This window comes from Methylobacillus draconifructus, assembly GCF_045984385.1.
GTDB lineage: Bacteria > Pseudomonadota > Gammaproteobacteria > Burkholderiales > Methylophilaceae > Methylobacillus > Methylobacillus flagellatus_A.
On record NZ_JBJQIJ010000001.1, the window covers coordinates 596,289 to 620,716 of the forward strand.

The window sequence follows — 24,428 nt, forward strand, 5'->3', positions numbered from 1 at the left end:
AGACCTGACAGCAGAGCATGAGGAAAGGTTTCTCCACTGCGCTGATATGGGCGAGGAAACCTGAGATAAAATGCGTGCTGGTTCTTAATCTAACATAAAGTTTGCATGGCACTCAGTAACATCCACCGCCAAGACAATCAGCCTGTTTATGTGCTGCATACCTATCCGTTCAAGGAAACCAGCCTGGTGGTCGAGTTGTTCAGCCGCGAGTTCGGCCGGGTGGCGGCCGTCGCCAAGGGCGCGAGGCGTCCGCGTTCGGCCATGCGCGGCATGCTGCAGGCGTTCCAGCCATTGCAGGCGACCTGGTCGGGCAAGGCCGAGCTCAAGAACCTGCACAGCATGGAATGGGGGGCGGGCTTGCTCCTGTTGCGTGGCGAGGCATTGATGTGCGGCTTTTACCTCAACGAGTTGCTGTTGCGCTTGCTTCCTCGCGAGGATGGGCATGACGCCCTGTTCGACTATTACTGTCAGACCTTGCGCATCCTTACGCAAGACCAGGTGCCGCCCGCGACCACCTTGCGCCGTTTCGAGCTCAAGATGCTGCAGGAGTTGGGTTATGCCGTGCCGCTGGAACATGATGACGCTGGCAATGCCATCCAGGCTGAATATGTATATTCCTATGTGGCCGAGCAGGGCGCGGCCCGCACAAGCCAGCATGCAGCGCCGGCAAATGGCGTACAATTATCCGGCAGGACATTGCTCGCCATGGCGCAGGATGACTACAGCGATGCCTTGACCCAGCAGCAAAGCAAGCAGTTGATGCGTACCTTGCTGGCGCATTACCTGGGCGACAAACCCTTACATACCCGACAATTACTCATGGATTTGCAGGCATTATGAAACTAGGCGTCAATATCGATCATGTAGCCACCCTGCGCCAGGCGCGCGGCACCCAATATCCCAGCGTCGTGCAGGCCGCCCTGCGTGCCGAGGAGGCCGGGGCGGACAGCATCACCATCCATTTGCGGGAGGACAGGCGCCATATTCAGGATGCGGATGTGTTTGCCTTGCGTCCGTTGTTACAGACCAAGATGAACCTGGAAATGGCCGTGACCGACGAAATGGTGGGCATCGCGCTCCAGGTCAAGCCGCAGGACGTCTGCCTGGTGCCTGAGCGCCGCGAGGAGCGGACGACCGAGGGCGGCCTGGACGTGGCCGGCAACCTGGGCACCATCAAGGCAGCCTGCAAGACGCTAGGGGATGCGGGTATCCGCGTCTCCTTGTTCATCGGCCCCGATCTGGAGCAGGTCGAGGCGGCCAGGGCCGCCGGCGCGCCCGTGATCGAGATTCATACCGGCGCATTCGCCGATGCCAAGACCAACACCGAGAAACATGCCGAACTGCAGCGCATCCGCATGGCGGTGGACCATGGGTTGGCGCTGGGCCTGACCGTCAATGCCGGGCACGGCCTCAATATCCACAACGTGCATGAGATTGTCGGCATCCCCGGCATCGAAGAACTCAATATCGGCCATGCGATCGTGGCCCATGCCTTGTTTGTCGGCTGGGAATACGCGGTGCGCGAAATGAAGGCGCTGATCGTGCAGAAGGCGAACTAGGCGGTTCGGCCAACATCCAGCATGATTTACGGGATAGGTACCGATATTGTCGAGGTGGTGCGTATAGAGGAATCGCTCAGCCGCTTCGGCGATGCATTCGCCCAGCGCATCCTCAATGCCGCCGAATGGCAGGAATACGAGGCGAGCCGGGTCAAGGCCAGGTTCCTGGCCAAGCGCTTCGCCGCCAAGGAGGCGTTCGCCAAGGCGTTGGGCACGGGCATACGCGGCGCAGCCAGCTTCGAGAATATCGGCATCGGGCATGATGACCTGGGCAAGCCGGAGTTTCGGCTTGCCCCCTTGTTGCAGGCGTGGCTGGCGGAAAAGGGAGTGGGCGGCCTGCATCTATCCATCAGCGATGAAAAAGCGCTTGCCGCCGCCTTTGTGGTATTGGAAAAAGCCTGAACGATGCGTAGCCTGTGGTTTGCCTGCCTGCTATTTGCAGGCGCTGCGACGAGTGCCGAGCAATGGGAGCTGGCGGGGGAGAGCAGCGTCGGCAAGCACTATGTCGACCAGGCCAGCGTGGTGCGCAATACCGCAGAGCAGAAGTTTACCGTGCAGACCAAGGTGGAGCAGGCCGATGGCATCTGGGTGACCACCATGCAGGTGGATTGCAGGACCAAGCGCTTCAGCTACCTCAAGGGGTTCCAACTCAAGGACGGCAAGCAGGTGGTCAGGTTCGAAGCCCCGCGTGCGGAAGAGCCGATCAACCCAGGCTCGCTGCCGGACCAGCTGGAGCAGCGGTATTGCGCCGCTCCCGTTGCGACGCCTTCGTCATCGGTACCCAGATGGGAAGTGGTCAGCAACAGCAATGCGGGCGAGGTGGCGCTGGACCGCGCTTCCCTGCAAACACTGCCCGGCCAGGTATTCAGGGTCAATACCCGCGTTAAGCTGTTCAACAAGAATGAACAGACCCTGAGCGCGCTGCAATTCAATTGCGGCGAAGGCACCTTCAGGATATTGCAGGCGCAAAGGTTGCGCGACGGCAAGGCCGAGCCCCTGTTCGACAAACCGCAACCCTTTGCGCCTGTGGACAAGTCGGCCACGGCGCAGCATCTTGCCAAGGCGATTTGCAGCCCGGCAGCCACGCCCGCGCGCAACCCGTTCCAGGAGGATGCCTGCAAGGCGACATTGAGCGACTTGCAAGCGCTGGAAGCGCGCGTGCAGGCCGATGTCGACGCCCATGCCCTGTATTGCGACACCATGCAGAAATACCTCGATCAACTCACGCGCATTGCCGATGATGCTGAGAAAAACCATTGCGCCATCCATGGCCTGGACCAATACCAGCGCGAGATCCGTGCCGTCGGGTGCGAGGAGCCGCCAAGTGGGCGATAGCCGGGACATCGATTGGGAGCGTAGGTTCGGTGGCGTGCGCAGACTGTATGGCGAGGCCGCGCTGCAACGCTTCCGCCATGCGCATGTCGCCGTGATCGGCATGGGAGGCGTGGGCTCATGGGCGGTCGAAGCACTGGCGCGCAGCGCGGTAGGCAAGCTGACTTTGGTTGACCTAGACAATATTGCCGAATCCAACGTTAATCGCCAACTGCATGCTGTCGAGGGCAATTTCGGCCTCGCCAAGGTCGCCGCCATGGCGCAGCGCGTGCATGCGATCAACCCGCTGGCCGAGGTGAGCGAGATCGAGGATTTCATTACGCCGGACAACCTCGACGCGCTATTGGCTACGCGTTTCGATGCCGTGCTGGATGCGATCGACGATGCCCGGGCCAAGGTGGCATTGGCTGCCTGGTGCCGCAAGCTTGGGATTCCATTGGTGATGGCAGGCGGGGCGGGGGGACGTGTCGATCCTACACGTATCCGGGTGGCGGACTTGGCAGAGGTGCACGGCGACAGGCTGCTGGCAAAGGTACGCAACCAGTTGCGGCGCGATCACGGTTTTCCGAAAGGCCTGGATGGCAACAAGCCAGGCAGTAAAAAGAAGTTACAGAAATTCGGCATTGCCTGTATTTATTCCGACGAACCCATACAGCAGCCGGATGCCAGTTGCAGTGCGGATGCAGGCGGCATCACTGGTCTCAATTGCGCCGGGTACGGCTCCTCGGTCGCCGTCACAGCCCCGTGCGGCATGGCTGCGGCGGCGGAAGTGCTCAAGCTATTATTGGCGGGATAGCTTGGATTGTTATCGGGATATGGTGCGCTCGTATTCCGGAAAATAGCGCGAAATCACGGAGAGGTCGAAGCTGCGCAAAATGCTGGTGTTGGATTCGCGCTCCAGCAGAAATTCGAAAGAGCGCCGGATCAATTCCTCATTGTCAAAGCGTCCCAAGCTGAGTTTTGTCGCGTAGTCTGGCGCCACTGTCACCCGGTGCGTAGTCGCCGAGCTTGCCTCAACGGCTACTTCGAAAGCATGTTCATCCAGTTTGTTGACGGTGATCTTCGCCATCGCAATCCCCTTTGATGAGTAGGGCATAGTGTAGCGTGAAATATGGCTATCTACATAAAAAATCAGCCACCTGCTGCGTAAGCCAGGTGGCTTAAGTATTTTGCCGAGTTAGAAGTCGTAGCGCAGGCTTGCTCCAACGGTGCGCGGTTGGCCGGCCGAACCGACATAAAGATTGCTGCCTGCATTGGTGACGCCGAGGAAATAGCGCTTGTCCAATAAATTCTTGGCCCACAGCGACAAATCCCAACGGTGCTTGCCGCTGGTTACCCGCAAGCCGGTGCTGAAGTTGAGGATGCCGTATCCGGCAATCTTCGAGTATTCCGAGTTGTTGACGTCGCCATAGTTTTCGGAGCGCCAGCTGTATTGCGCATTTGCGTAGTGCTCAAGGTTGTCGCCTGGGTTCCAGCGCAGGTGGGCGGCGGTGCTGAATGCCCAGCGTGATGCGCCGTTCACTCGGTTGCCCGCGATGCTGCGCGTGCCTTTGCCGTAACCGCTGTCGCTGTTGCCGCCGGGCCCGTTGAATTCCTCGGCCGGGGTGGGGGCGGTGCCGCGGTCAAAGCTGGCATCGGTGTAGGCGCCGCTCAGGTTGAGGCTGAGGTGCTGGTTGACCCGGACACGCAAATCCAGCTCCGCCCCCTTGCTGGTAATGTCGCCTACATTGGTGAGCAACGCGGTATAGGTACCGTCGATGGCCGTGCCGGTAGTGGTCTGGTAATCCTTGACCTTGGTCAGGAATATGCTGGCATTGGCGACGAGGCGCTGGTCCAGCCAGCTTGACTTAATGCCGAATTCGAGATTTTTGGCTTTTTCCGGGTCTATGTTCAAGGCATCCGTGCCCAGCACCGCGCCAGGCGAAGCCACGCCGTTGGTGTTGAAGCCCCCTGATTTCTCGCTGGATGAGTAGGTGGCGTAGCCAAGCACGCGGTCATTCAGCCAATAGCTCGCTGTCAGCAGGCTGGAAAGACTTTCATCCTTTTGGCGTTGCACCCCGGTATCGTAGTGATCGAGCAAGGGAGAGAGGATCGGCGGCAGCGGGGTAATCTGGTTTTGCACCACTCTCGCTTCTTTTTTCTCCACGGTGGCGCGCAGGCCTGCGGTCAGGTCCAGCTTTTCCGTCAGGTGCCAGGTGCCCTGGCCGAAAAGCGCATAGCTGTGGGTCTTGGCATAGCCTGACCCGGAAAACGCCGAATTGTTGGGGTAGATGGTGGTCAGCGCGAAAGCGTTCGGCCCGGTAATGTATTGCTCGTGGTTGGAAATATCCTGGTAGTAGTAATAAGCGCCCGCCACATAGTCGAACACATCGCTCAGGGGCGAAGCCAGGCGTATTTCCTGCGAGTATTGCTTGTGGCGGGCATCGACGCCGCCGTTGACCGCAAACAGGTCGGTGCGGTCGAGGTCATTGTCCGGCTTGAACTGCCATTGCCGCCAGGCGGTGATCGAGGTGAGGGTGTAGCCGTTGAAATGCCAGTTGGCCTCTGCCGAGAGGGCGTCCTGGCGAGTGCGGGTGCGCTGCCTGCCGTCCAACGTGACCTTGTAGTCCTTGGGGTCGTAGGCGCGATTGGATGCGTCCTGGCCATTGGCGTGGGTGATGGCGTCGGTGGCGTTGGAGCCTGGGGTACCCGCTGGTGTATTACGTGAAAAGGAAAGATCTGGAATAAGAATTGGTCGTCCCGTAATAGGATTTACTCCGATAGATATCAATGAGTTAGGAGTCCACGGCCCACGGCTATAAGGCACCAGGGTACCGGTGCTGGAATCTTCCTCATTGTGCTCGGCAATCAGGCGCAGGTCGAACGATTCGCTGGGTTGCAGCAGCAATTGGCCGCGAGCGCCGGTGCGGTTGATCTCGTTGAGGTTCTTGCCGTCGTAGGTGTTCTTCACCCAGCCGTCGTCATGTGTCTTGTAGGCGGCAATGCGAAAGACTGCGATCTCGTTGATCGGTTGGTTGAGCATGACCTTGTATTGCTCGAAGTCGCGCGACCCATAACTCGCTTCCGCCGAATATTCCGGCTTGAAAACCGGCTTGCGGGTGGTGATGTTGAGTACGCCGGCGGTGGTGTTCTTGCCGAACAGCGTACCTTGCGGGCCGCGCAGCAGTTCGGCCTGCTCGATATCCAGCAGGTCGAACACGGCCAGGCCGGGGCGGCCGAGGAATACGTTGTCGAGATAAATGCCGGCGCTGCCTTCCAGCCCCTCGTTGGCCGGGTTGTTGCCGATGCCGCGGATGGCGATGCTGGACTGGCGCGGATGCAGGAATTGCGCCGTGAGGCTGGGCATGAGCTGCGGCAAATCCTGCAATTGGTAGATCCTGCTGGCTTCCAGCTGTTCGCCCTTGACCACGGACACGGTCGCGGGGACGTCCTGCTCCTTCTCCAGACGCCGCCTGGCAGTCACGCTGGTGGCTTCGAGTTCCTGGATTCGTTCGGTTTCGGCTGAAGGCGGTTCATCATGGGCATGGCTGGGGCTGGACGTGGCGATGAGGGCGAGCATGCTGCCGCCCATGATGCAGTACTTCAAGACTGGAACTCCCTTGTGAGGTTGGCAGAACCGCCATCTCGTTAATGACAACTGTATGACTTATTTTGATGATTTTTTACGTATTTTATATCTAAATGGCGGCATTTGATGCCAGGCGCTTGAAATTTGTTAAGCCGTCCTTATATACGGAGCATTGTCATTCAACTGCATAACGGGAGTTAGCAAGATGTCCACAGAGACACTACAAAAGGAAACCCTGGGTTTCCAGGCCGAAGTCAAACAGCTGTTGCAATTGATGATCCATTCGCTCTACAGCAACAAGGAAATCGTATTGCGCGAACTGATTTCCAACGCCAGCGACGCCGCGGACAAGCTGCGGTTCGAGGCGCTGGCGGATAACAGCCTGTACGGCAATGACAGCGATCTCAAGATTCGCGTCAGCTTTGACAAGGAAGCGCGCACCGTCACCATTTCCGACAACGGGATCGGCATGAGCCGCGAGGAAGTGATCCGCAATATCGGCACCATTGCCAAGTCCGGCACTAAGGAATTCTTCCAGTCCCTCACCGGCGACCAGGCCAAGGATGCCAACTTGATCGGCCAATTCGGCGTCGGCTTCTATTCCGCGTTCATCATTGCCAGCAAAGTGACCCTGACCACCCGCCGTGCCGGCAGCAACGAGGCCGTGCGCTGGGAGTCGAGTGGCGAGGGCGACTACACGCTGGAGCCTGCCGACAAGGAAAGCCGCGGCACCGACATCGTCCTGCACCTGCGCGAGGGCGAAGACGAGTTCCTCAATGACTGGAAGCTCAAGTCCATCATCCGCAAGTACTCGGATCACATCACCCTGCCCATCATCATGAAGAAGTCCGAGTGGAAGGACGGCGAGCAGGTGGCCACCGATGAAGACGAAACCGTGAACAAGGCTTCCGCCTTGTGGGCGCGCAGCAAAGGCGATATTTCCGAAGAGGAGTACCAGGAGTTCTACAAGCATGTCTCGCACGATTTCGAGAATCCGCTGACCTGGAGCCACAACCGCGTGGAGGGCAAGCAGGAATACATTTCCCTGCTCTATATCCCGTCTAAGGCGCCGTTCGACCTCTATGACCGCGAACGCCAGCACGGCATCAAGCTCTACGTGAAGCGCGTGTTCATCATGGACGATGCCGAGCAGCTGATGCCGCAATACCTGCGCTTTGTGCGCGGCGTGATCGACAGCGCCGACCTGCCGCTCAACGTCTCGCGCGAAATCCTGCAGCATTCCAAGGACATCGACGCGATCAAGACCGGTTCTGTGAAACGCGTACTGGGCCTGCTGGAAGACCTGGCGGAGAACAAGCCCGAAGAATATGCCAAGTTCTGGAACGAATTCGGCCGCGTGCTGAAAGAAGGCCCGGGCGAGGATTTCGCCAACAAGGAAAGGATCGCCGGCCTGCTGCGCTTTGCCAGCACCCATGCCGATACCGACGAGCAGGTGGTGTCCTTCAAGGACTACATCGGCCGCATGAAGGAAGGCCAGGAAGCCATTTACTACATCACCGCCGATAGTTTTGCCGCGGCGCAGCATAGCCCGCACCTGGAAATTTTCCGCAAGAAGGGCATCGAGGTATTGCTGCTGTCCGACCGGGTTGACGAATGGCTGCTGGGCAGCCTTACCGAGTTCGACGGCAAAAAGCTGCAATCCGTGGCCAAGGGCGACCTCGACCTGGGCAAGCTGGAAGACGAGGCCGAGAAGGAGCAGCAGAAGAAGGTCGAGGACGAATACAAGTCCCTGGTCGAGCGTATCCAGTCCACATTGGGCGACAGCGTGAAGGAGGTCCGCGTCACGCACCGCCTCACCGATTCCCCGGCCTGCCTGGTGGCGGGAGAGAACGACCTATCGGGCAACCTCGAGCGCCTGCTCAAGGCCGCAGGCCAGAAGACGCCGGGCAGCAAGCCTATCCTGGAGATCAACCCGGATCACGGCATCGTGCAGCGCCTGAAGGCGGTGACGGACGACGCCAAATTTGCAGACTGGGCTCATCTCCTGTTTGACCAGGCTTTGCTGGCGGAAGGCGGCCAACTGGAAGACCCGGCCGCCTTTGTGCGTCGCGTGAACGCCATGCTGGCCTGAGCGCGGCCACGTTGCTGCCTTGCCGCGTCTGGCTAAAGCGGCAGGCACTCGAAAAACCGCCATTGATGCTTGGTCAATGGCGGTTTTTTATTGTATAATCCGCGGCTTCGTGTAAAGCCACGGGCTTACGCGGAGTTTGTAGTGTGCAGGTATGCCATGCCTTGCAGGCATGGTGATAGCGTCGAGCTATCCATCCCGAACATGATTGCCGGGGTGCAGGAAGCTATTTGTCAGGTCAGCCTGATCAATCCAACTATTGAAGGAGTTTTGAAGAATGTCTAGATTCACCGGCCCACGCCTTAAAGTAATGCGCGCACTTGGTATTGATCTGCCTGGCTTGTCCCGCAAGACCATCGAGGCGCGCCCAACCCCTCCTGGCCAGCATGGCGCCAAGAATACACGCCGCAAGAAGTCCGATTTCGGCGTCAAGCTGCAAGAAAAGCAAAAGCTGCGCTTCAACTACGGCCTGTCCGAAAAGCAACTGCGCCGCCTGGTGGTAGATGCGCGTAAGGGCAAGTCCCCTACCGGCGAAACACTGCTGCAACTGCTGGAGCGCCGCCTCGACAACGTCGTGTTCCGCGCTGGCTTCGCACCGACGATTGCCGCTGCACGCCAATTGGTTTCCCACCGTCACGTATTGCTGAATGGCAAGTCCGTGAACATCCCGTCCATCCGCTTGCGCGTGGGTGACGAGATTTCCCTGAAGGCCAGCAGCACCAAGCTGCCTATCGTGGTGGAAACATTGGCCAACCCGCCTTTGATCCGTCCAGAGTGGATCACCTGGGCAGAGCAAGCACAGCAAGCCAAGGTTGCCCACTTGCCAGCAGCGGAAGATGTTCCATTCCCTGTTGACGTTCAACAAGTTGTTGAATACTACGCCAACCGTCTGTAATTTCTTGACGGAATCGAAAAGGCCGCTATCAGCGGCCTTTTTTGTTTTGTGCGGCAATTTGACGCAGTGCGTATGCATATTATATGCAAGAAATAATAAGAATCGTGCTTAATTAGCTGCTAGAATGCGTATTATTCTTGACTGCATATATGAGAATAGTTATCATTTTTCGCTCTTGTTGCAAGGGTGGCCTTGCATCATTGACTGCAACCCCAAACAACGAGCAGGATAACGATGAAGACAGCGAACAATTGTAGGCGTGTAGTGCTTGCTGGAGCTGAAGGATGCAGGGTGTTGTACTGTGAGGAATGTAATGTCATGGAAATTGAAGTCGGTGCGTTGAGTTTGCGCCTGGAAGACCACGCGTTCAACTCGCTTGCTGAAATGATTCAGGAAGCGGCGACCCGGCTGGCAATATATAGTGCCAACAAATCTCATAGTCAATTCACTGCCAGCATCAAAAATGTCCATTGAGTCTTCACTTGCACGCCTTTCAAAAGAGCAATATGTTGAGGGGCAATTGAGTCAAAAACCAACGCGCAATTTAGTTCCAAAACGGGTTTTCCGAGAACAAGACACACAGGATTTTTCTGCCAAGGCGCTGATCGCCACCGTGGCGATCCATGCCGCCGTGTTTGCCGCCCTGATCGCCGTTTCCACCAGGGAGCCCCACAAGGAAGAGGCTGCGCCGCCTATCATGGTGAGCCTGGTGAAAAGTCCGGAGCCTATTCCCGAGGTGGCGATCACCGAGCCGGAGCCCCAACCCCAGCCGAAACCGCCTGAGCCCAAGCCAAAACCGAAGCCCAAGCCGAAGGTGGTGGACAAGCCGGTTCCAATCGAGGCTCCCCAGCCTGTCGAGCAGGTGGAGGAGGTCAAGGAGGAGGTGTCCGAACCGCAGCCCCAGGAAGTCAAGCAGGCGCCTTCGCAAGCGCCCGTCCAGGACAAGCCCGTGGTTGCCGAGAAGGTGGAGCCGGTCAAGCCGCCTGAGCCCAAGGATCAGCCTATCCCGGAAGTGGCGATCAGCGGGGTTTCATATTCGCATCAGGAAATTCCCGTTTATCCCGCCATGTCCAGAAGGCTGGGAGAGCAGGGCGTCGTGATGTTGCGGATACTGATCTCTGAAGCAGGGGTGCCCGAGACCATCCAGATCGAGACCAGCAGTGGTTCCGAGCGGCTGGACAAGGCCGCGCTGGAGGCGACCAAGAAGTCCAGGTTCAACCCGTACAAGCGTAACAACAAGCCGATGAAGGTGTCCGTGATTGCCCCGGTCCGGTTCTCCATCTCGGATTAAGCAAGTTCAACCAGGTTAGTCATACTTTAAAACATATAGGATTAATGCAATATGGAAAATGCATACGAATTTAGCAGCTTGGATTTCATTCTGGACGGCGGTCCGGTTTCCATTCTGGTTGCAGTCGTGCTTGTCTTCATGTCAGTGGCAAGCTGGTATCTCATGGTCGTCAAGTTTTATCAGGCACTGACCATCCGCAGTGCCAACCGCGAGTACAGCAATAACTTCTGGCAGGCGCCCTCGATCGAGTCGGCACTGCGCCACAAGAGCGGCGAAACCATCGTTTCCCGCGTTGCAAACCAGGCCGTTGACGCTGCCGAGCATCATCAGGCACATGTCGCCAGCAATGTCGAAGAGGCTTGCAACAAGGACGAATTCATCGCCCGCGCCATGCGCCGTCAGATTTCCACTGAAAGCGAGCGCATGGATTACGGCCTGACTATGCTGGCATCGGTAGGAAGCGTGGCGCCTTTCGTCGGCCTCTTCGGTACGGTATGGGGTATTTACCACGCCTTGGCGAGCATCAGCCAAAGCGGCCAGGCGACACTGGACAAGGTGGCCGGGCCGGTTGGCGAAGCCTTGATCATGACCGCGCTCGGCCTGGCTGTGGCGATTCCTGCGGTATTGGCATACAACGCGCTGGTACGCCGCAACCGCCTCATCCTGGGCGAAGTGGAGGGGTTTGCCAATGATCTGCATATCCTGCTGACCACCGGCGCTCCATTGAACCCTAGCAGCAAGACCACCCCAGGCGCCGCCGCTGTCCGTACCGGCGCCACATTGAAAGAGGTGACGGCATGATGGCAGGCGGCGGAATCGGTGGCGGGGAGGGCAACAGCCGTCCCATGTCCGAGATCAACACCACGCCGCTTGTGGACGTGATGTTGGTGTTGCTGGTGATCTTCATCATCACCGCCCCCTTGCTGACGCATGCGGTGAAGATCGATCTGCCGCAAGCGACGAGCCAGCCTTCCCCGGAGAAGCCGGATATCATCGATGTCGCCATCGATAGCGCAGGCGCCATGTACTGGAACGACCAGACCCTCACGCTCGAAGAGCTGAACGTGAAGCTGCACGAGGTTGCCAACAAGGACCCGCAGCCGGAACTGCATATCCGCGCCGACAAGGAGACGCGTTACCAGGTGCTCGCCGAGGTCATGGCGTATGCGCAGAATGCAGGCGTGCAGAAGCTCGGGTTCGTGAGCGATCCTACGCCCAAATAACCTGCGGGACTGAAATGCAAAAAGCCGGGCATGCCCGGCTTTTTTGTTTTGCTTTGGCCATGTCGCTTCCCTGAGCCAGTAGGGAAGATGCGAAGATGTTTTCGCAATCGCTGTTCAACTTTTTCCCACTATTGTAGTCTTGTAAAAGAGTTCACCTGTTGTGGGCGTGATGGATTGTCCTGCGCGTAATCCTGCTCCTAGAGTGGCCTGATTTTTGCTGGTTGAAAATTAGTGCATCAAGTTCGCAAGAATTTCATGTTGGCCATTCAATATGAGCTTCTGAACTCAAGCCAACGGGTGGCATTTTGTAAACTCACACGGAAAGACGCCAATGACCGCTGAAAAAGAACCCAAAAAGCCCAAAGCCTCCACGCCTGTGATTACCACCGAGAAAACCCCGATTGCCCAGGCACTGCAGAACCACCTGATCTTTTCCGCATTCAAGACCAGCGAGGCTTCGACGCCGCGCGACTGGTATGTGGCGACCGGATACACCATACGCGACCATGTGGTTGAGCGCTGGGTCAAGACCGCTGAAGCATATAGCGAGCAAGATCCGAAACGGGTGTACTACTTCTCGCTGGAGTTCCTGCTTGGGCGCATGATGCAGAATGCCGCACTGAATCTGGGCATCGAGGGCGAGGTGCAGGAGGGTTTGAAAACATTGGGGCACAAGCTGGAGGACGTGGTCGAGCTGGAAAACGACGCCGCGCTGGGCAATGGCGGCCTGGGGCGTTTGGCGGCGTGTTTCCTCGATTCGATGGCCAGCATGGACATCCCGGGCACGGGTTATGGCATCCGTTACGAATACGGCATGTTCCGCCAGTCGATCAGCCAGGGCCAGCAGGTGGAAAACCCCGACAACTGGCTGCGTTACGGCAACCTCTGGGAGTTCCAGCGGCCGGAAAGCCAGTACCCGGTGAGGTTCTATGGCAAGGTGGTGGAGTTCCCGGCTGCCAAGGGTACGGAATACCATTGGGTGGATGCAGAAAGCGTGCTGGCCATTGCCTACGACATGCCGGTGCCCGGCTACGACACGGAAACCGTGAATACCTTGCGCTTGTGGTCTGCCAAGGCGGCGCGTGAGTTCGACCTTGCGCACTTCAATGAAGGCAATTACGAGAAAGCTGTCGAGGAGCGCAATGCCTACGAGAATATTTCGAAGGTGCTGTACCCCAACGATACTTCCGTGCTGGGCAAGGAGCTGCGCCTGAAGCAGCAGTATTTCTTCGTCTCCGCTTCGATCCAGGACATCCTGCGCCGCTTCCTGGCTAAGCATGACGACTGGAGCGTGTTGCCGGACAAGGTGGCGATCCAGCTCAATGACACCCATCCTGCGATTGCGGTGGCCGAGCTGATGTACCAATTGGTGGACGTGCACCACCTCGACTGGAACAAGGCCTGGAAAATCAGCGAAAAGGTATTTGCCTACACCAACCATACCTTGATGCCGGAGGCGCTAGAGACCTGGCCGGTGGAGATGTTCGGCAGGCTGCTGCCGCGGCACCTGGGCATCATCTACCGCATCAACCATGAGTTCCTGCAGATGGTGAACCACAAGTTCCCGGGCGAGACCGATCTGCTGACGCGCGTTTCCATTATTGACGAAGAGCACGGTCGCCGCGTGCGCATGGCGCACCTGGCCGTGGTCGGCAGCCACACCGTGAACGGAGTGGCGGCATTGCACAGCGAATTGCTGCGATCTACCTTGTTTGCCGATTTCAACCGCATCTTCCCGGGCCGCTTCATCAACGTCACCAACGGCATCACGCCCCGGCGCTGGCTCAACCAGTGCAATCCCGGCTTGACTAGCCTGTTGGAAAGCGTCATCGGCAAGGACTTCCACCATGATCTCGACAAGCTGCGCGCATTGGAGCCATTGGCTGACGATGCCGATTTCCGCAAGGCTTTCCTCGCGGTCAAGCATGCCAACAAGCAGCGGCTTGCCAAGCGGATTGAACAGGTGACAGGAGTCAAGCTGAACCCTGCCGCCTTGTTCGACGTGCAAATCAAGCGCATCCACGAATACAAGCGCCAGCTGCTGAATGTGTTGCACATCGTGACCCTGTATAACCGCATCCGCAGCGGGCAAGCCAAGGATGTGACGCCGCGCGCCGTGATTTTTGGCGGCAAGGCGGCGCCGGGCTACTGGCTGGCCAAGCTGATCATCCGCCTGATCAACGACGTAGCCTCCATCGTCAACGAGGACCCTGCCGTAGGAGACAAGCTCAAGGTGGTGTTCTACCCGAATTACGAGGTGTCGGCGGCGGAGCTTTTGTTCCCGGGCAGCGACCTTTCCGAACAGATATCCACCGCCGGCACCGAGGCATCGGGCACCGGCAACATGAAGATGGCGCTGAACGGCGCCCTCACCATCGGCACGCTGGATGGTGCCAATGTGGAAATCCGCGAGGAAGTGGGGGAAGACAATATCTTCATTTTCGGCCTGACGACGGAACAGGTGGCCGAGGTGAAAGCCAACCATTACAACCCATGGGACTATTACCACGGCAACTCCGAGCTGAAGCAGGCGCTGGACATGATCACCAACGGTTTCTTCTCCGTGGACGAGCCCGATCGCTACCATGCGATCGGCGACGCCTTGTTGAACAACGGGGATCAATACCTGCTGCTGGCTGATTACGCGAGTTATATCGAGACCCAGGATGCCGTGGGCAAGCTCTACAAGGACAAGGATGAGTGGAGCCGCCGCGCAATCCTCAATGTGGCGCGCATCGGCAAGTTCTCCAGCGACCGTACCATCGGCGAATACGTTGAGAAAATCTGGCGCGTCAAACCGGTGCAACATTAAACGGTAATACTGTGCGCATGCTTCGCCGATGAGGTTAAAATGCGGTGAGAACCTCAATCCACCATCTAGGAGGAGCCATGCGCCATCTTGTGACTGCATTATCATTCGTTGTTTTTTCCGGCCATGCCGCTGCGCTGGACCTGGGCAGCATCAGCAATGCCGATGCCAGCCAGGGCCTCAAGCAGGCACTGGTGCAAGGCGCCGAGCGCGCGGTCAGCCAGCTAGGGCAGGCAGGGGGCTTCCTCAATAACCCGCAGGTCAAGATTCCCCTGCCTGAATCCATGCAGAAGGCCGAGAAGGCCATGCGCATGTTCGGCATGGGCAAGCAGGCGGACGAACTGGTGCTGAAGATGAACCAGGCAGCGGAAGCCGCGGTGCCTGAGGCCAAGACCTTGCTCGTGAATTCGGTCAAGCAGATGAGTGTGCAGGATGCCAAGGATATCCTGACCGGCGGGCAGGACTCCGCCACGCAATATTTCCGCAAGACCACTTCTGCGCCGATGGCGGAGAAATTCCTGCCCATCGTGAAAAAGGCGACGCAAAACGTCGACTTGGCGCAGCAATACAACAAATTTGCCGAAATGGGCAGCAAATACGGGCTGGTCAACAAGGACCAGGCGAACATTGAGCAATATGTGACCCAGAAGACACTGGACGGCGTCTATCTCATGATGGCGGAAGAGGAAAAAGCCATCCGCCAGGACCCGATGGGACAGGCCAGCAGTTTGCTCAAGAAAGTGTTCGGCGCTGTCAAATAACCTTGTTTTTAGCGTTGGGCTGGGCTTGATGGAGAACTAAAGCCCAGAAAGTGTTCTAACCACATATTTGCAGTGTGGGGAGGAACATGCAAGCAGGGACTGTCTATATCATCCATGGGTACCAGGCTTCGCCGGAAAGCCACTGGTTTCCATGGATCAAGAACGCATTGGAACAGCAAGGCTTCAAGGTCACGGTGCTGGCGTTGCCTGCGCCCGACCATCCTGACATCGAGCGATGGCTTGATTGCCTGCGCACCCATATTACCCAGCCGGACCAGCATACCTTTTTTATCGGGCACAGCCTGGGTTGCATCACCTTGCTGCGTTATCTAGAGCAGCAAGAGCGGCCCATAGGCGGCATGGCATTGGTCTCGGGATTTGCCGAGCCGTTGAGCTTCCTGCCGGCGCTGGACGCGTTCACCGCGGCGCCGCTGGATGTGGAAAAACTGATCAGGCTGGCGCCTAGGCGCATCGTGCTGGCTGCCCAGGATGACCATATCGTGCCTTACCCCTATTCGTTGCGCCTGGCGGAAAAGCTCGACGCGGATTGGGAGTTGTTTGAACGGGGAGGCCACTTCATGGCGCAAGACGGTTTCACCGAGTTTCCTGCGCTATATGACGCCATTGTCAGTATGCGCGAACAATAGCGGCTAACAAAACATTCCTGGCGTCGTTGCCCTGCCTTTGTCGTACTGTTTGTACTGCGTGCGGCAGAGCGCCTGACCGGGAATGTTGAGCTGAGTTTTGTCAGCCGTACTAAGCCACACTGCAAGAAGGAGGGAGCAATGAAAAAAATCACCCAGCCTGTCGTTCCGGCGGTACGCGTCGCATCCTATGCGCTGAGCAAGCCGTACTATGAAAAACTGGGGTTCCGCGAATTGTGGACGCACCAGTTCGAGCCCGGGTTTCCCTTTTTTGCCGCGATTGCCCGTGGCGACATGCAGATATTCCTCACTGAGCATACCGGCGATTGCGCCTTTGGTGCGCTGGTGCATTTTTATGTGGACGACGTCGATGCGGTGCATGAGGAGTTTGTAGGGCAGGGCTTGCACATTACCGAGCCGCCCGGCAACGACCTGGGCCCGACCGTGCGCAATATGCTCATGGTAGACCCGGATGGCAACCGGCTGAGCTTCATCACCGTGACGGAACTGTGATAGATGCAGCACTGGACTTACCTGGGGATCGCTATCATCGCCGAAGTGATCGCAACCTCGGCGCTCAAGGCCAGCGACGGCTTTACGCAATGGCTGCCCAGCCTGCTGGTGATCGTCGGCTACGGGCTGGCGTTTTATTTTCTCGCCTTGACGCTGCGCAGCATCCCGGTCGGGGTGGCTTATGCGATCTGGTCGGGGCTGGGCATCGTGCTGGTGTCGGTGATTGCCTTGGTGCTGTATGGGCAGAAACCCGACCTGCCCGCCGTGGTCGGCATGGCGTTGATCATCACGGGCGCCGTGGTGATGCAGTTGTTTTCCAGGACGGCGGGACATTGACGGACGTTTGCCTCTTGATCGATAAACGGGGCCTTGCCCTTGTGAATGAAAGGAATGGATTGTGGCCGCACCATGGCTGACTGTATTGAAGGTGGTTCCCTGGATAGAGGTGATCCGCAAGGCGCCCGAGATTGCCGAGGGCGCCAGGAAGTTCTGGCAGGCCGTATCCGGCAAGCAGCAACAGCCCGAACCCCAGGTCTACGATGTGCCTTATAGCGAGCTTGGGACCGATGACGACAAAGAGGCCCGTATCCAGTCGTTGGAAATGCGGATTGCCCAATTGCAGACCCAGATGGTGGAATCCTCGAAACTGCTCAAGACCCTGGCGGACCAGAATGAGCAATTGGTCGCCAAGCTGGAGGACGGCCGCCGCCGCGTTGCAAGGCTATCGAGGATCGTGGTGGTGTTGGTGATCGCCATGCTCGCGGTTGCAGCATGGATTTGGCACCTGCCGCCTTTGGGGGGCATCACTTGATCCTGTCTATATTGCTGATTCCTGGCTAGAAAATCCCATGTTGGCGGGATATTTCCTTGCCAGCCTCGCGCTGCTGTTGACGGCCGGATCTTTGGTACGCCGCAGCGAATGGTGGTTCCGGGGCTTGGACTTTCCAAGGTTGCAGATTATTGCACTGGCAGTATTTGCAATTGTAGGATTGGTCTTGCCGGATGCCGAGTGGACCATGGTGCGATGGCTGGTACTATGTATATTGTTGCTGGCATTGCTGCACCAATTGCGCATGGTTCTGCCTTACACCTTCATGCTGCCGCTCGAGGTCAAGGCGATCACTCCCGGACATTACCGGCGCGACAGGCAAATCTCGATGATCGTCGCCAATGTGCTGATGAGCAATAACCGGCATTTCAAGCTAATCGAGCAGGTTCGGCGATTCAAGCCCGATCTGCTGCTGACACTGGAGTCGGACCGTATCTGGGAGCAGGCCCTGACGGCGATCGAGGCCGAATATCCTTATGCCGTGCGCGTCCCCTTGGATAATCTTTATGGCATGCATTTGTACAGCCGGTTGCCGTTGCTTAAGCCGGAGGTGAAGTTCCTGCTCAGCCCTGAGATTCCATCTATCCATGCCACCGTTGTCTTGCCATGCGGCGCTCCCGTGAAGCTGCATTGCCTGCATCCCGAGCCGCCCAGCCCGACCGAGGCGCCAGATTCGATCTTGCGAGATGCCGAGCTGTTGGTGGTGGGTAAGCAAGTGGGAGAAAGCGATGACAGCGTGATTGTCATGGGTGACCTTAACGACGTGGCTTGGTCACGCACCACGCGTCTGTTCCAGCGAGTGAGTAAGTTGCTGGATCCCCGCAAGGGCCGCCATCATATCAATACCTATCATGCCGATTATCCTTTCCTGCGTTGGGCCTTGGACCATATCTTCCACAGCGCGGATTTCGGCCTAATCAATATGCAGCGCCTGCCACATATCGGGTCTGATCATTTTCCCGTATTTACCCATTTGCAGCTTGAGCGCAATCTGGAATTCATTCATGAACCTGAGTCTGCATCACAGGCCGATCAGGAGGAGGCTCGGGAAAAAGTGGAGGATGGAGTGGAGAAGTCGGAGCAGTCAGGCTTCAAGCCGCTTGGGCCGATGTAATGCGGTTGCGTCCATGGTGCTTGGATTGATAGAGCGCCGAGTCGGCTTGTTCCATGAGCTTGTGCAGCGAGCTGCCAAGCTGTTCGCTGGCCGTGACCGCAATGCCGATGCTCAAGGTCACGGCCAGGCCGTCATGCTTCAATTTGTCAGTCGCTTGGGCAAACGCCTTCTGCAACCGCTCAGCGACATCCCTGGCTTCCTTCTCGCCGCTCGAGGGCAGGATGATGACGAACTCGTCACCGCCATGGCGCGCAAACAAGTCGGAGCTGCGCAATTGGTGATGAACGATATCCGCGAAGCTGCGCAGCAGTTTATCGCCGAATGCGTGTCCCAGCTGGTCATTGACCTGTTTGAAATGGTCGATGTCCACCAATAGCAAAGCCGTGAACGGATGGTCGTCGGAATGGCGGCGCATGGTATTGTTTTCCACGGCGGCCCTGAGCCCTTCGCGATTGAGCGCGGCTGTGAGCGGGTCCCGCAAGGCGCGGCCGATCCAGTTGCGGTTGATGCGCTCCATGATCATGAGCAGCATCGACATGTTCCATAGCGGGCCGATGCCTGCAGCGAGCAGGATCACCCACATATTGACGCCGCCAGGGGAAAATATCGAATCCCCGCCCAGATGGTGGGTCAGGCCAGCCAATATCCGCAAGCCGAAAACCAGGGCCGCCAGCGTGAATATCCCGGAAACCAGGTAGGCCGAGACGATATCCTCCTCGCGCGCGATGCGTTGCGTGATCTTGGCGACGCGCAAGGCATAGTACCCGCAGGCGATTGAACTGAGCGCGGTCCTCTCGGCATAGTAGTTGTCCGCATCCTGCATCAGCAGGAACAACCCGGTCATCAGGCTCAGGAACAGCAAATGCGGCCGCCACGGCATATGACGGTAGTACAGGCGTTGCGCCGTGGCCATCAACAGGAAATAGCCGGCAATGGCGAGCATATTGGCCACCACGATACTGTAAAAATCGGGGACGATATCGCGGAAAGTCAGCAGCAGGATGCCGGAACCCGTGCACAGGTTGCTGATTCCCCAGTATTTCAGCCAGCGGTCGAAACGCCCTGTCATGGTGAGGATGGACAGCACTACACCGGTAGTCGTGGCGAATAAGCCGACTAGGAAATAAATGGTTTTGACATCGAGCTGCAGCATCTCTGCGGGCAATAAGCCTATTGGGAGCAGGTGATTATAGCGGCTTATCCCTGGAAAATCTTAGCGTTCGTCGCGATTGTGCTGTTCTGCTTAATGCAATAGCTGACAATATGGTTCTTTAGTTGGCTGAAAATGCCACAAGATTCACTCTGCAAACAAGGCGTCATCCAGCTGCTGTATCAGGAGCATCAGGCATGGGTTGCGTGCCTGGATCAATAAATCGTACAGATTTTGGCTCAGGAAAAACAGCTGGCTATGCGGTATACCTCCTACAAGCTGGCACCGGAATGGACATGGGGTTTGCAAGTCAATAACTTGTTTGATAAGCAATGCGCCAGTGCCGGGCGTCTTGGACTCAATGTTTTCTCTCCCAATTCGCGGCGCGATTGGTGCAAGCGGCTTCAACTACAACAGCGCGGATTGGCAAGGCGAGCACCAAGGGCGGGCTTGGGTCAGCTTGACGTATGAATTCGATCCCAGGAAATAAACATATGGCCATGCCGCAACTACTGAAAAAACCTTATGGTGCCCAAACGCTGGCTACAGCGTATTTTGGCGCACCAAAGCTGGTTGGTGATATCCTGCCTGGGATGTTTTTCCTGCTCCTGGTTTGGGAGTTGAGCATGTTGCTGCTAGTGTCAGCGGAAGGCTGATTTTCCTTAATCCTCAAAGCAGTAAGGCGAGGCATAATCTGGTAAAATCCCGCTTTTGCCATCACTTCGAATTTCTTCATGTCCAGCCCAATGATCAGTCTTCGTGGCAGTGCCGCTTTATCCCCGTTCCGTATCGAGAAAATCCTGGCTGCGCTCAAGGGCGCGGCGCCGCGCATCACGCACTTGTACGCCGAGTTCTGGCATTTCGCCTGGTCTGATCAGCCTTTGAGCGATACGCAGCAGGCGGTGCTGAAGCAGATTCTCACCTATGGGCCGCGCATGAGCGAGGAAGCGCCGGCAGGGGAGTTGTTCCTAGTGGTGCCGCGTCCAGGGACGATTTCGCCCTGGGCTTCGCGCGCTACGGACATTGCGCGCCATTGCGGCATCGAGGCCATCCAGCGCCTGGAGCGCGGCATTGCGTTTTACGCTGCCACGGCGGATGGCAGCCCGCTCACGGATGCGGAAAAGGCCGCATTGCGCCCCTTGATCCATGACCGCATGACCGAGGCGGTGTTCGCAGCCCTGGAAGACGCGCAAAAGCTGTATCACACCGCCGAGCCTGCACCCTTGTCCACGGTGGATATCCTCTCGGGCGGCAAGGCCGCGTTGGAGGCCGCCAATGCCGATATGGGCCTTGCCCTGTCGCCTGATGAAGTGGATTACCTGGTGGAGAATTTCCAGCGCATGGGTCGCAATCCGACGGATGTCGAGTTGATGATGTTCGCGCAGGCCAATTCCGAGCACTGTAGGCACAAGATTTTCAATGCGGATTGGGTGATCGACGGCGTCGCCCAGGCGCAGTCGCTGTTCGGCATGATCCGCAACACGCACAAGCTCAACCCCGGCAAGACCGTGGTGGCCTATGCCGACAACGCCTCTATCGTCGAGGGCGGCAAGACCAAGCGCTTCTATCCGCAGGCGGACGGCCAATACGGCTTTGTGGAAGAGGACATGCATTTCCTCATGAAGGTGGAAACGCATAACCATCCGACCGCGATTTCGCCGTTCGCGGGCGCTGCGACCGGCGCGGGCGGTGAAATCCGCGACGAGGGCGCGACCGGTTCCGGCTCCAAGCCCAAGGCTGGGCTGACCGGCTTCTCGGTTTCCAATTTGCATATTCCCGGCTTCAAGCAGCCTTGGGAACAAAACAACGGCAAGCCTGGCCGCATTGCTTCCGCGTTGCAGATCATGGTGGATGGCCCGCTGGGTGGGGCGGCGTACAACAACGAATTCGGCCGCCCGAACATCGCCGGTTATTTCCGTACGCTGGAACTCGAGGCGGCAGGGGAAATCCGCGGCTATCACAAGCCCATCATGCTCGCGGGCGGCGTGGGCAATATCTCGGCCAAGCATTCCAAGAAAAACCCGATTCCTCCGGGTGCGGCGCTGATCCAGCTCGGCGGCCCGGCGATGTTGATCGGCCTTGGCGGCGGCGCGGCATCGAGCATGGATACCGGCGCGAACACCGAGAACCTGGATTTCGATTCCGTGCAGCGCGGCAATCCCGAGCTGGAGCGCCGCGCGCAGGAAGTCATCGACCGCTGCTGGCAGTTGGGCGACGAGAACCCGATCCTGAGCATTCACGACGTGGGCGCGGGCGGCATTTCCAATGCTTTCCCTGAACTGGTGAACGACGCGGGCGTGGGCGCGAGGTTCCAGTTGCGCGATGTGCATAACGAAGAGCCCGGTATGGCGCCGCGCGAGATATGGAGCAACGAGGCGCAGGAGCGCTACGTGATGGCGGTGCGCAAGGAAGATTTGCCGCTGTTCGCCGAAATCTGTGAGCGCGAGCGCTGTCCGTTCGCTGTCGTCGGCGAGGCGACCGAGGAAAAGCACCTGACCGTGGCTGACAGCCACTTCGGCAACAACCCGGTGGACATGGATTTATCCGTGCTGCTGGGCAAGCCGCCGAAGATGACGCGCGACGTGACACATGTAGCGCGCGAGCTGCCCGCTTTCGACCATTCCCGCATTGACCTCAAGGAGGCCGCGCAGCGCGTGCTGCGCCTGCCCGGCGTGGCGGACAAGACTTTCCTCATCACCATCGGCGACCGCACGGTGACCGGCATGATCGCGCGCGACCAAATGGTCGGCCCGTGGCAGGTGCCGGTGGCGGACGTGGCGGTGACGCTGGATGGCTTCGAGACCTATCGCGGCGAATCCTTTGCTATCGGCGAAAAGGCGCCGCTGGCGCTGATCGATGCGCCTGCTTCCGGCCGCATGGCGATTGGCGAGGCGATCACCAATATCGCCGCCAGCCTGATCGACGATATTGCAGACCTCAAGCTTTCCGCGAACTGGATGGCCCCCGCTGGGCATCCCGGCGAGGACGCCGCCTTGTTCGATACCGTCAAGGCCGTCGGCATGGAGCTGTGTCCGCAGTTGGGCATCAGCATTCCGGTCGGCAAGGATTCCATGTCCATGAAGACTGTATGGGAAGAGCGTAACGAAAAGAAGGCGGTGACCGCGCCCATCTCTCTGGTGGTGACGGCGTTCGCGCCTACGCCTGACGCGCGCAAGACCCTGACGCCGCAATTGCGCACTGACCTGGGCGATACCCGTCTGGTCCTGATCGACCTCGGCGCGGGCAAGAACCGCCTGGGCGGTTCCGCTCTGGCGCAGGTATACGGCAGCGTGGGCAATGCCGCGCCGGACCTGGACGACGCGGACAGCCTCAAGCATTTGTTCAATGCGGTGCAGAAGCTGAACCGCGAAGGCCGTGTGCTGGCCTACCATGACCGTTCAGATGGCGGCTTGTTCGCCGCCGTGGCGGAAATGGCGTTTGCCGGCCGCACGGGCCTGGAACTCGATATCGCCAGCCTGGGCAGCGATGCCGTGGCAGCGCTCTATAACGAGGAGCTGGGCGTGGTATTGCAGGTGCGCGCCGCCGATGCGGATGCCATCATCGCTGAACTGCATGAAACTTTGAGCGGCAAGGTGCATGTGATCGGCGCGCCGGCCAGCCATGGCGATATCCTGATCCACCAGGGAGGCAAGCTGGTGTTTGCCGAGAGCCGTGTGGAGTTGCACCGTGCCTGGTCGGAGACGACTTACCAGATGCAGAAGCTGCGCGACAACCCGCAATGCGCCCAACAGGAATACGACCGCCTGCTGGATGAGCGCGATGCCGGCCTGCATGCCAAGCTCAGCTTCGATCTCAACGAGAATATTGCCGCGCCTTATATCGCGACGGGTGCACGCCCCAAGATGGCGATCCTGCGTGAGCAGGGCGTCAACGGACAGGTGGAGATGGCGGCCGCATTCGACCGTGCAGGCTTTACTGCCTTCGATGTGCATATGAGCGACGTCATCAACGGGCGCGTCAGCCTCAAGGACTTTGCCGGTTTCGTCGCCTGCGGCGGCTTCTCTTACGGGGACGTGCTCGGTGCCGGCGAAGGCTGGGCCAAGTCCATCCTGTTCAACCCGCGTGCGCGCGACGAGTTTTCCGCGTTCTTCAACCGTACGGACTCGTTTGCGCTGGGCGTGTGCAACGGTTGCCAGATGATGAGCAACCTGCATAGCATCATTCCGGGTGCCGAGCATTGGCCGCATTTCGTGCGTAACCGTTCTGAGCAGTTCGAGGCACGTGTTGCCATGGTGGAGGTGCTGGAATCACCGTCGCTGTTCTTCAGTGGCATGGCCGGCAGCCGCATGCCGATTGCCGTCGCGCATGGCGAGGGCTATGCCGAGTTCGCCGATACGGCGGCGCAGCAGCGAGTGCAGGCGGAGCAACTGGTGACGCTGCGCTACGTCGATAACAACGGCGCCCCGACCGAGGTGTATCCGTTCAACCCGAACGGTTCGCCCAAGGGGATTACCGGCCTGACTACCGCCGATGGCCGTTTCAGTATTATGATGCCTCATCCTGAGCGGGTTTTCCGCACCGTGCAGCATTCATGGCATCCCGATGGCTGGGGTGAGGATGGGCCGTGGATTCGTATGTTCCGCAATGCCAGGAAGTTCATCGGCTAGCGGTCAACAACGGGTACGAGATG

24 protein-coding genes are annotated in these 24,428 nt (G+C 58.4%); 21 read left to right on the top strand and 3 right to left on the bottom strand.

Annotated elements, in window-relative coordinates:
• Positions 1-105: 105 nt before the first annotated feature.
• The 5 genes from recO to ACKF11_RS02955 are packed head-to-tail and all read left to right on the top strand — an operon-like array spanning position 106 to position 3,687.
• The gene (gene recO / locus ACKF11_RS02935) at positions 106-840 is read left to right on the top strand and encodes a DNA repair protein RecO (protein WP_407995887.1); all 735 of its coding nucleotides are present in this window, start codon (positions 106-108) and stop codon (positions 838-840) included.
• Positions 834-1,559, top strand: a complete 726-nt coding sequence (gene pdxJ / locus ACKF11_RS02940; RefSeq protein ID WP_407996033.1) for a pyridoxine 5'-phosphate synthase — start codon at positions 834-836, stop codon at positions 1,557-1,559. The genes recO and pdxJ overlap by 7 nt, the downstream gene beginning before the upstream one ends.
• A gap of 21 nt (positions 1,560-1,580) precedes the next feature.
• The gene (gene acpS / locus ACKF11_RS02945; RefSeq protein WP_407994276.1) at positions 1,581-1,961 is read left to right on the top strand and encodes a holo-ACP synthase; all 381 of its coding nucleotides are present in this window, start codon (positions 1,581-1,583) and stop codon (positions 1,959-1,961) included.
• 3 nt (positions 1,962-1,964) lie between these two features.
• A complete protein-coding gene (locus ACKF11_RS02950; RefSeq protein ID WP_407995888.1) occupies positions 1,965-2,894 on the top strand; it encodes a surface-adhesin E family protein in 930 nt (309 codons plus the stop codon).
• Entirely contained in the window at positions 2,884-3,687 is an 804-nt protein-coding gene (locus tag ACKF11_RS02955; RefSeq protein ID WP_407995889.1) for a tRNA threonylcarbamoyladenosine dehydratase, read from the top strand. Before ACKF11_RS02950 ends, ACKF11_RS02955 begins: the two co-directional genes overlap by 11 nt.
• A gap of 9 nt (positions 3,688-3,696) precedes the next feature.
• Here the strand turns inward: ACKF11_RS02955 and ACKF11_RS02960 are convergent, their stop codons facing one another.
• Positions 3,697-3,960 (bottom strand): hypothetical protein, encoded by a 264-nt coding sequence (locus ACKF11_RS02960; RefSeq protein WP_309564798.1) that lies wholly within the window; start codon positions 3,958-3,960, stop codon positions 3,697-3,699.
• Between the two features lie 108 nt (positions 3,961-4,068).
• On the bottom strand, positions 4,069-6,477 hold the full coding sequence (locus ACKF11_RS02965) for a TonB-dependent receptor (RefSeq protein ID WP_407995890.1): 2,409 nt from the start codon (positions 6,475-6,477) through the stop codon (positions 4,069-4,071).
• A gap of 187 nt (positions 6,478-6,664) precedes the next feature.
• Between ACKF11_RS02965 and htpG the strand changes: the two genes are divergently transcribed.
• The 13 genes from htpG to ACKF11_RS03030 all read left to right on the top strand — a co-directional run bounded on the left by htpG (position 6,665) and on the right by ACKF11_RS03030 (position 18,627).
• Complete coding sequence (gene htpG, locus ACKF11_RS02970) at positions 6,665-8,551, top strand: molecular chaperone HtpG (RefSeq protein WP_407995891.1); 1,887 nt, start codon at positions 6,665-6,667, stop codon at positions 8,549-8,551.
• Between the two features lie 274 nt (positions 8,552-8,825).
• Positions 8,826-9,443, top strand: a complete 618-nt coding sequence (gene rpsD, locus ACKF11_RS02975) for a 30S ribosomal protein S4 (protein ID WP_309564805.1) — start codon at positions 8,826-8,828, stop codon at positions 9,441-9,443.
• A gap of 318 nt (positions 9,444-9,761) precedes the next feature.
• Positions 9,762-9,917, top strand: coding sequence for a hypothetical protein (locus tag ACKF11_RS02980; RefSeq protein ID WP_309564806.1), 156 nt, complete (start codon positions 9,762-9,764; stop codon positions 9,915-9,917).
• A gap of 46 nt (positions 9,918-9,963) precedes the next feature.
• Positions 9,964-10,734, top strand: coding sequence for an energy transducer TonB (locus tag ACKF11_RS02985; protein ID WP_309564807.1), 771 nt, complete (start codon positions 9,964-9,966; stop codon positions 10,732-10,734).
• Between the two features lie 51 nt (positions 10,735-10,785).
• Complete coding sequence (locus tag ACKF11_RS02990) at positions 10,786-11,535, top strand: MotA/TolQ/ExbB proton channel family protein (protein WP_407995892.1); 750 nt, start codon at positions 10,786-10,788, stop codon at positions 11,533-11,535.
• Positions 11,532-11,957, top strand: a complete 426-nt coding sequence (locus tag ACKF11_RS02995; protein WP_309564809.1) for an ExbD/TolR family protein — start codon at positions 11,532-11,534, stop codon at positions 11,955-11,957. Before ACKF11_RS02990 ends, ACKF11_RS02995 begins: the two co-directional genes overlap by 4 nt.
• Positions 11,958-12,288: 331 nt before the next feature.
• Complete coding sequence (locus ACKF11_RS03000) at positions 12,289-14,769, top strand: glycogen/starch/alpha-glucan phosphorylase (RefSeq protein WP_407995893.1); 2,481 nt, start codon at positions 12,289-12,291, stop codon at positions 14,767-14,769.
• Positions 14,770-14,846: 77 nt separating this feature from the next.
• Positions 14,847-15,527 (top strand): DUF4197 domain-containing protein, encoded by a 681-nt coding sequence (locus tag ACKF11_RS03005; protein WP_407995894.1) that lies wholly within the window; start codon positions 14,847-14,849, stop codon positions 15,525-15,527.
• An 86-nt stretch (positions 15,528-15,613) separates the two neighbouring features.
• Positions 15,614-16,174 (top strand): RBBP9/YdeN family alpha/beta hydrolase, encoded by a 561-nt coding sequence (locus tag ACKF11_RS03010; RefSeq protein ID WP_407995895.1) that lies wholly within the window; start codon positions 15,614-15,616, stop codon positions 16,172-16,174.
• Between the two features lie 138 nt (positions 16,175-16,312).
• Positions 16,313-16,684, top strand: coding sequence for a glyoxalase superfamily protein (locus ACKF11_RS03015; RefSeq protein ID WP_407995896.1), 372 nt, complete (start codon positions 16,313-16,315; stop codon positions 16,682-16,684).
• 3 nt (positions 16,685-16,687) lie between these two features.
• Positions 16,688-17,020, top strand: a complete 333-nt coding sequence (locus ACKF11_RS03020; protein ID WP_407995897.1) for a DMT family transporter — start codon at positions 16,688-16,690, stop codon at positions 17,018-17,020.
• 61 nt (positions 17,021-17,081) lie between these two features.
• On the top strand, positions 17,082-17,495 hold the full coding sequence (locus tag ACKF11_RS03025; protein ID WP_407995898.1) for a p24 family protein: 414 nt from the start codon (positions 17,082-17,084) through the stop codon (positions 17,493-17,495).
• A 37-nt stretch (positions 17,496-17,532) separates the two neighbouring features.
• Positions 17,533-18,627 carry an endonuclease/exonuclease/phosphatase family protein gene (locus ACKF11_RS03030; RefSeq protein ID WP_407995899.1) on the top strand — a complete coding sequence of 365 codons (1,095 nt, stop codon included), beginning with the start codon at positions 17,533-17,535 and terminating at the stop codon, positions 18,625-18,627.
• Here the strand turns inward: ACKF11_RS03030 and ACKF11_RS03035 are convergent.
• Complete coding sequence (locus ACKF11_RS03035) at positions 18,605-19,780, bottom strand: GGDEF domain-containing protein (protein ID WP_407995900.1); 1,176 nt, start codon at positions 19,778-19,780, stop codon at positions 18,605-18,607. The genes ACKF11_RS03030 and ACKF11_RS03035 overlap by 23 nt on opposite strands.
• A gap of 358 nt (positions 19,781-20,138) precedes the next feature.
• Here ACKF11_RS03035 and ACKF11_RS03040 point away from each other — a divergent pair, with 358 nt between their 5' ends.
• The 3 genes from ACKF11_RS03040 to purL all read left to right on the top strand — a co-directional run bounded on the left by ACKF11_RS03040 (position 20,139) and on the right by purL (position 24,405).
• Complete coding sequence (locus ACKF11_RS03040; protein WP_407994259.1) at positions 20,139-20,267, top strand: hypothetical protein; 129 nt, start codon at positions 20,139-20,141, stop codon at positions 20,265-20,267.
• Between the two features lie 4 nt (positions 20,268-20,271).
• A complete protein-coding gene (locus ACKF11_RS03045; RefSeq protein ID WP_407994258.1) occupies positions 20,272-20,433 on the top strand; it encodes a hypothetical protein in 162 nt (53 codons plus the stop codon).
• A 78-nt stretch (positions 20,434-20,511) separates the two neighbouring features.
• On the top strand, positions 20,512-24,405 hold the full coding sequence (gene purL / locus ACKF11_RS03050) for a phosphoribosylformylglycinamidine synthase (protein WP_407995901.1): 3,894 nt from the start codon (positions 20,512-20,514) through the stop codon (positions 24,403-24,405).
• The last annotated feature ends 23 nt before the right edge of the window (positions 24,406-24,428 follow it).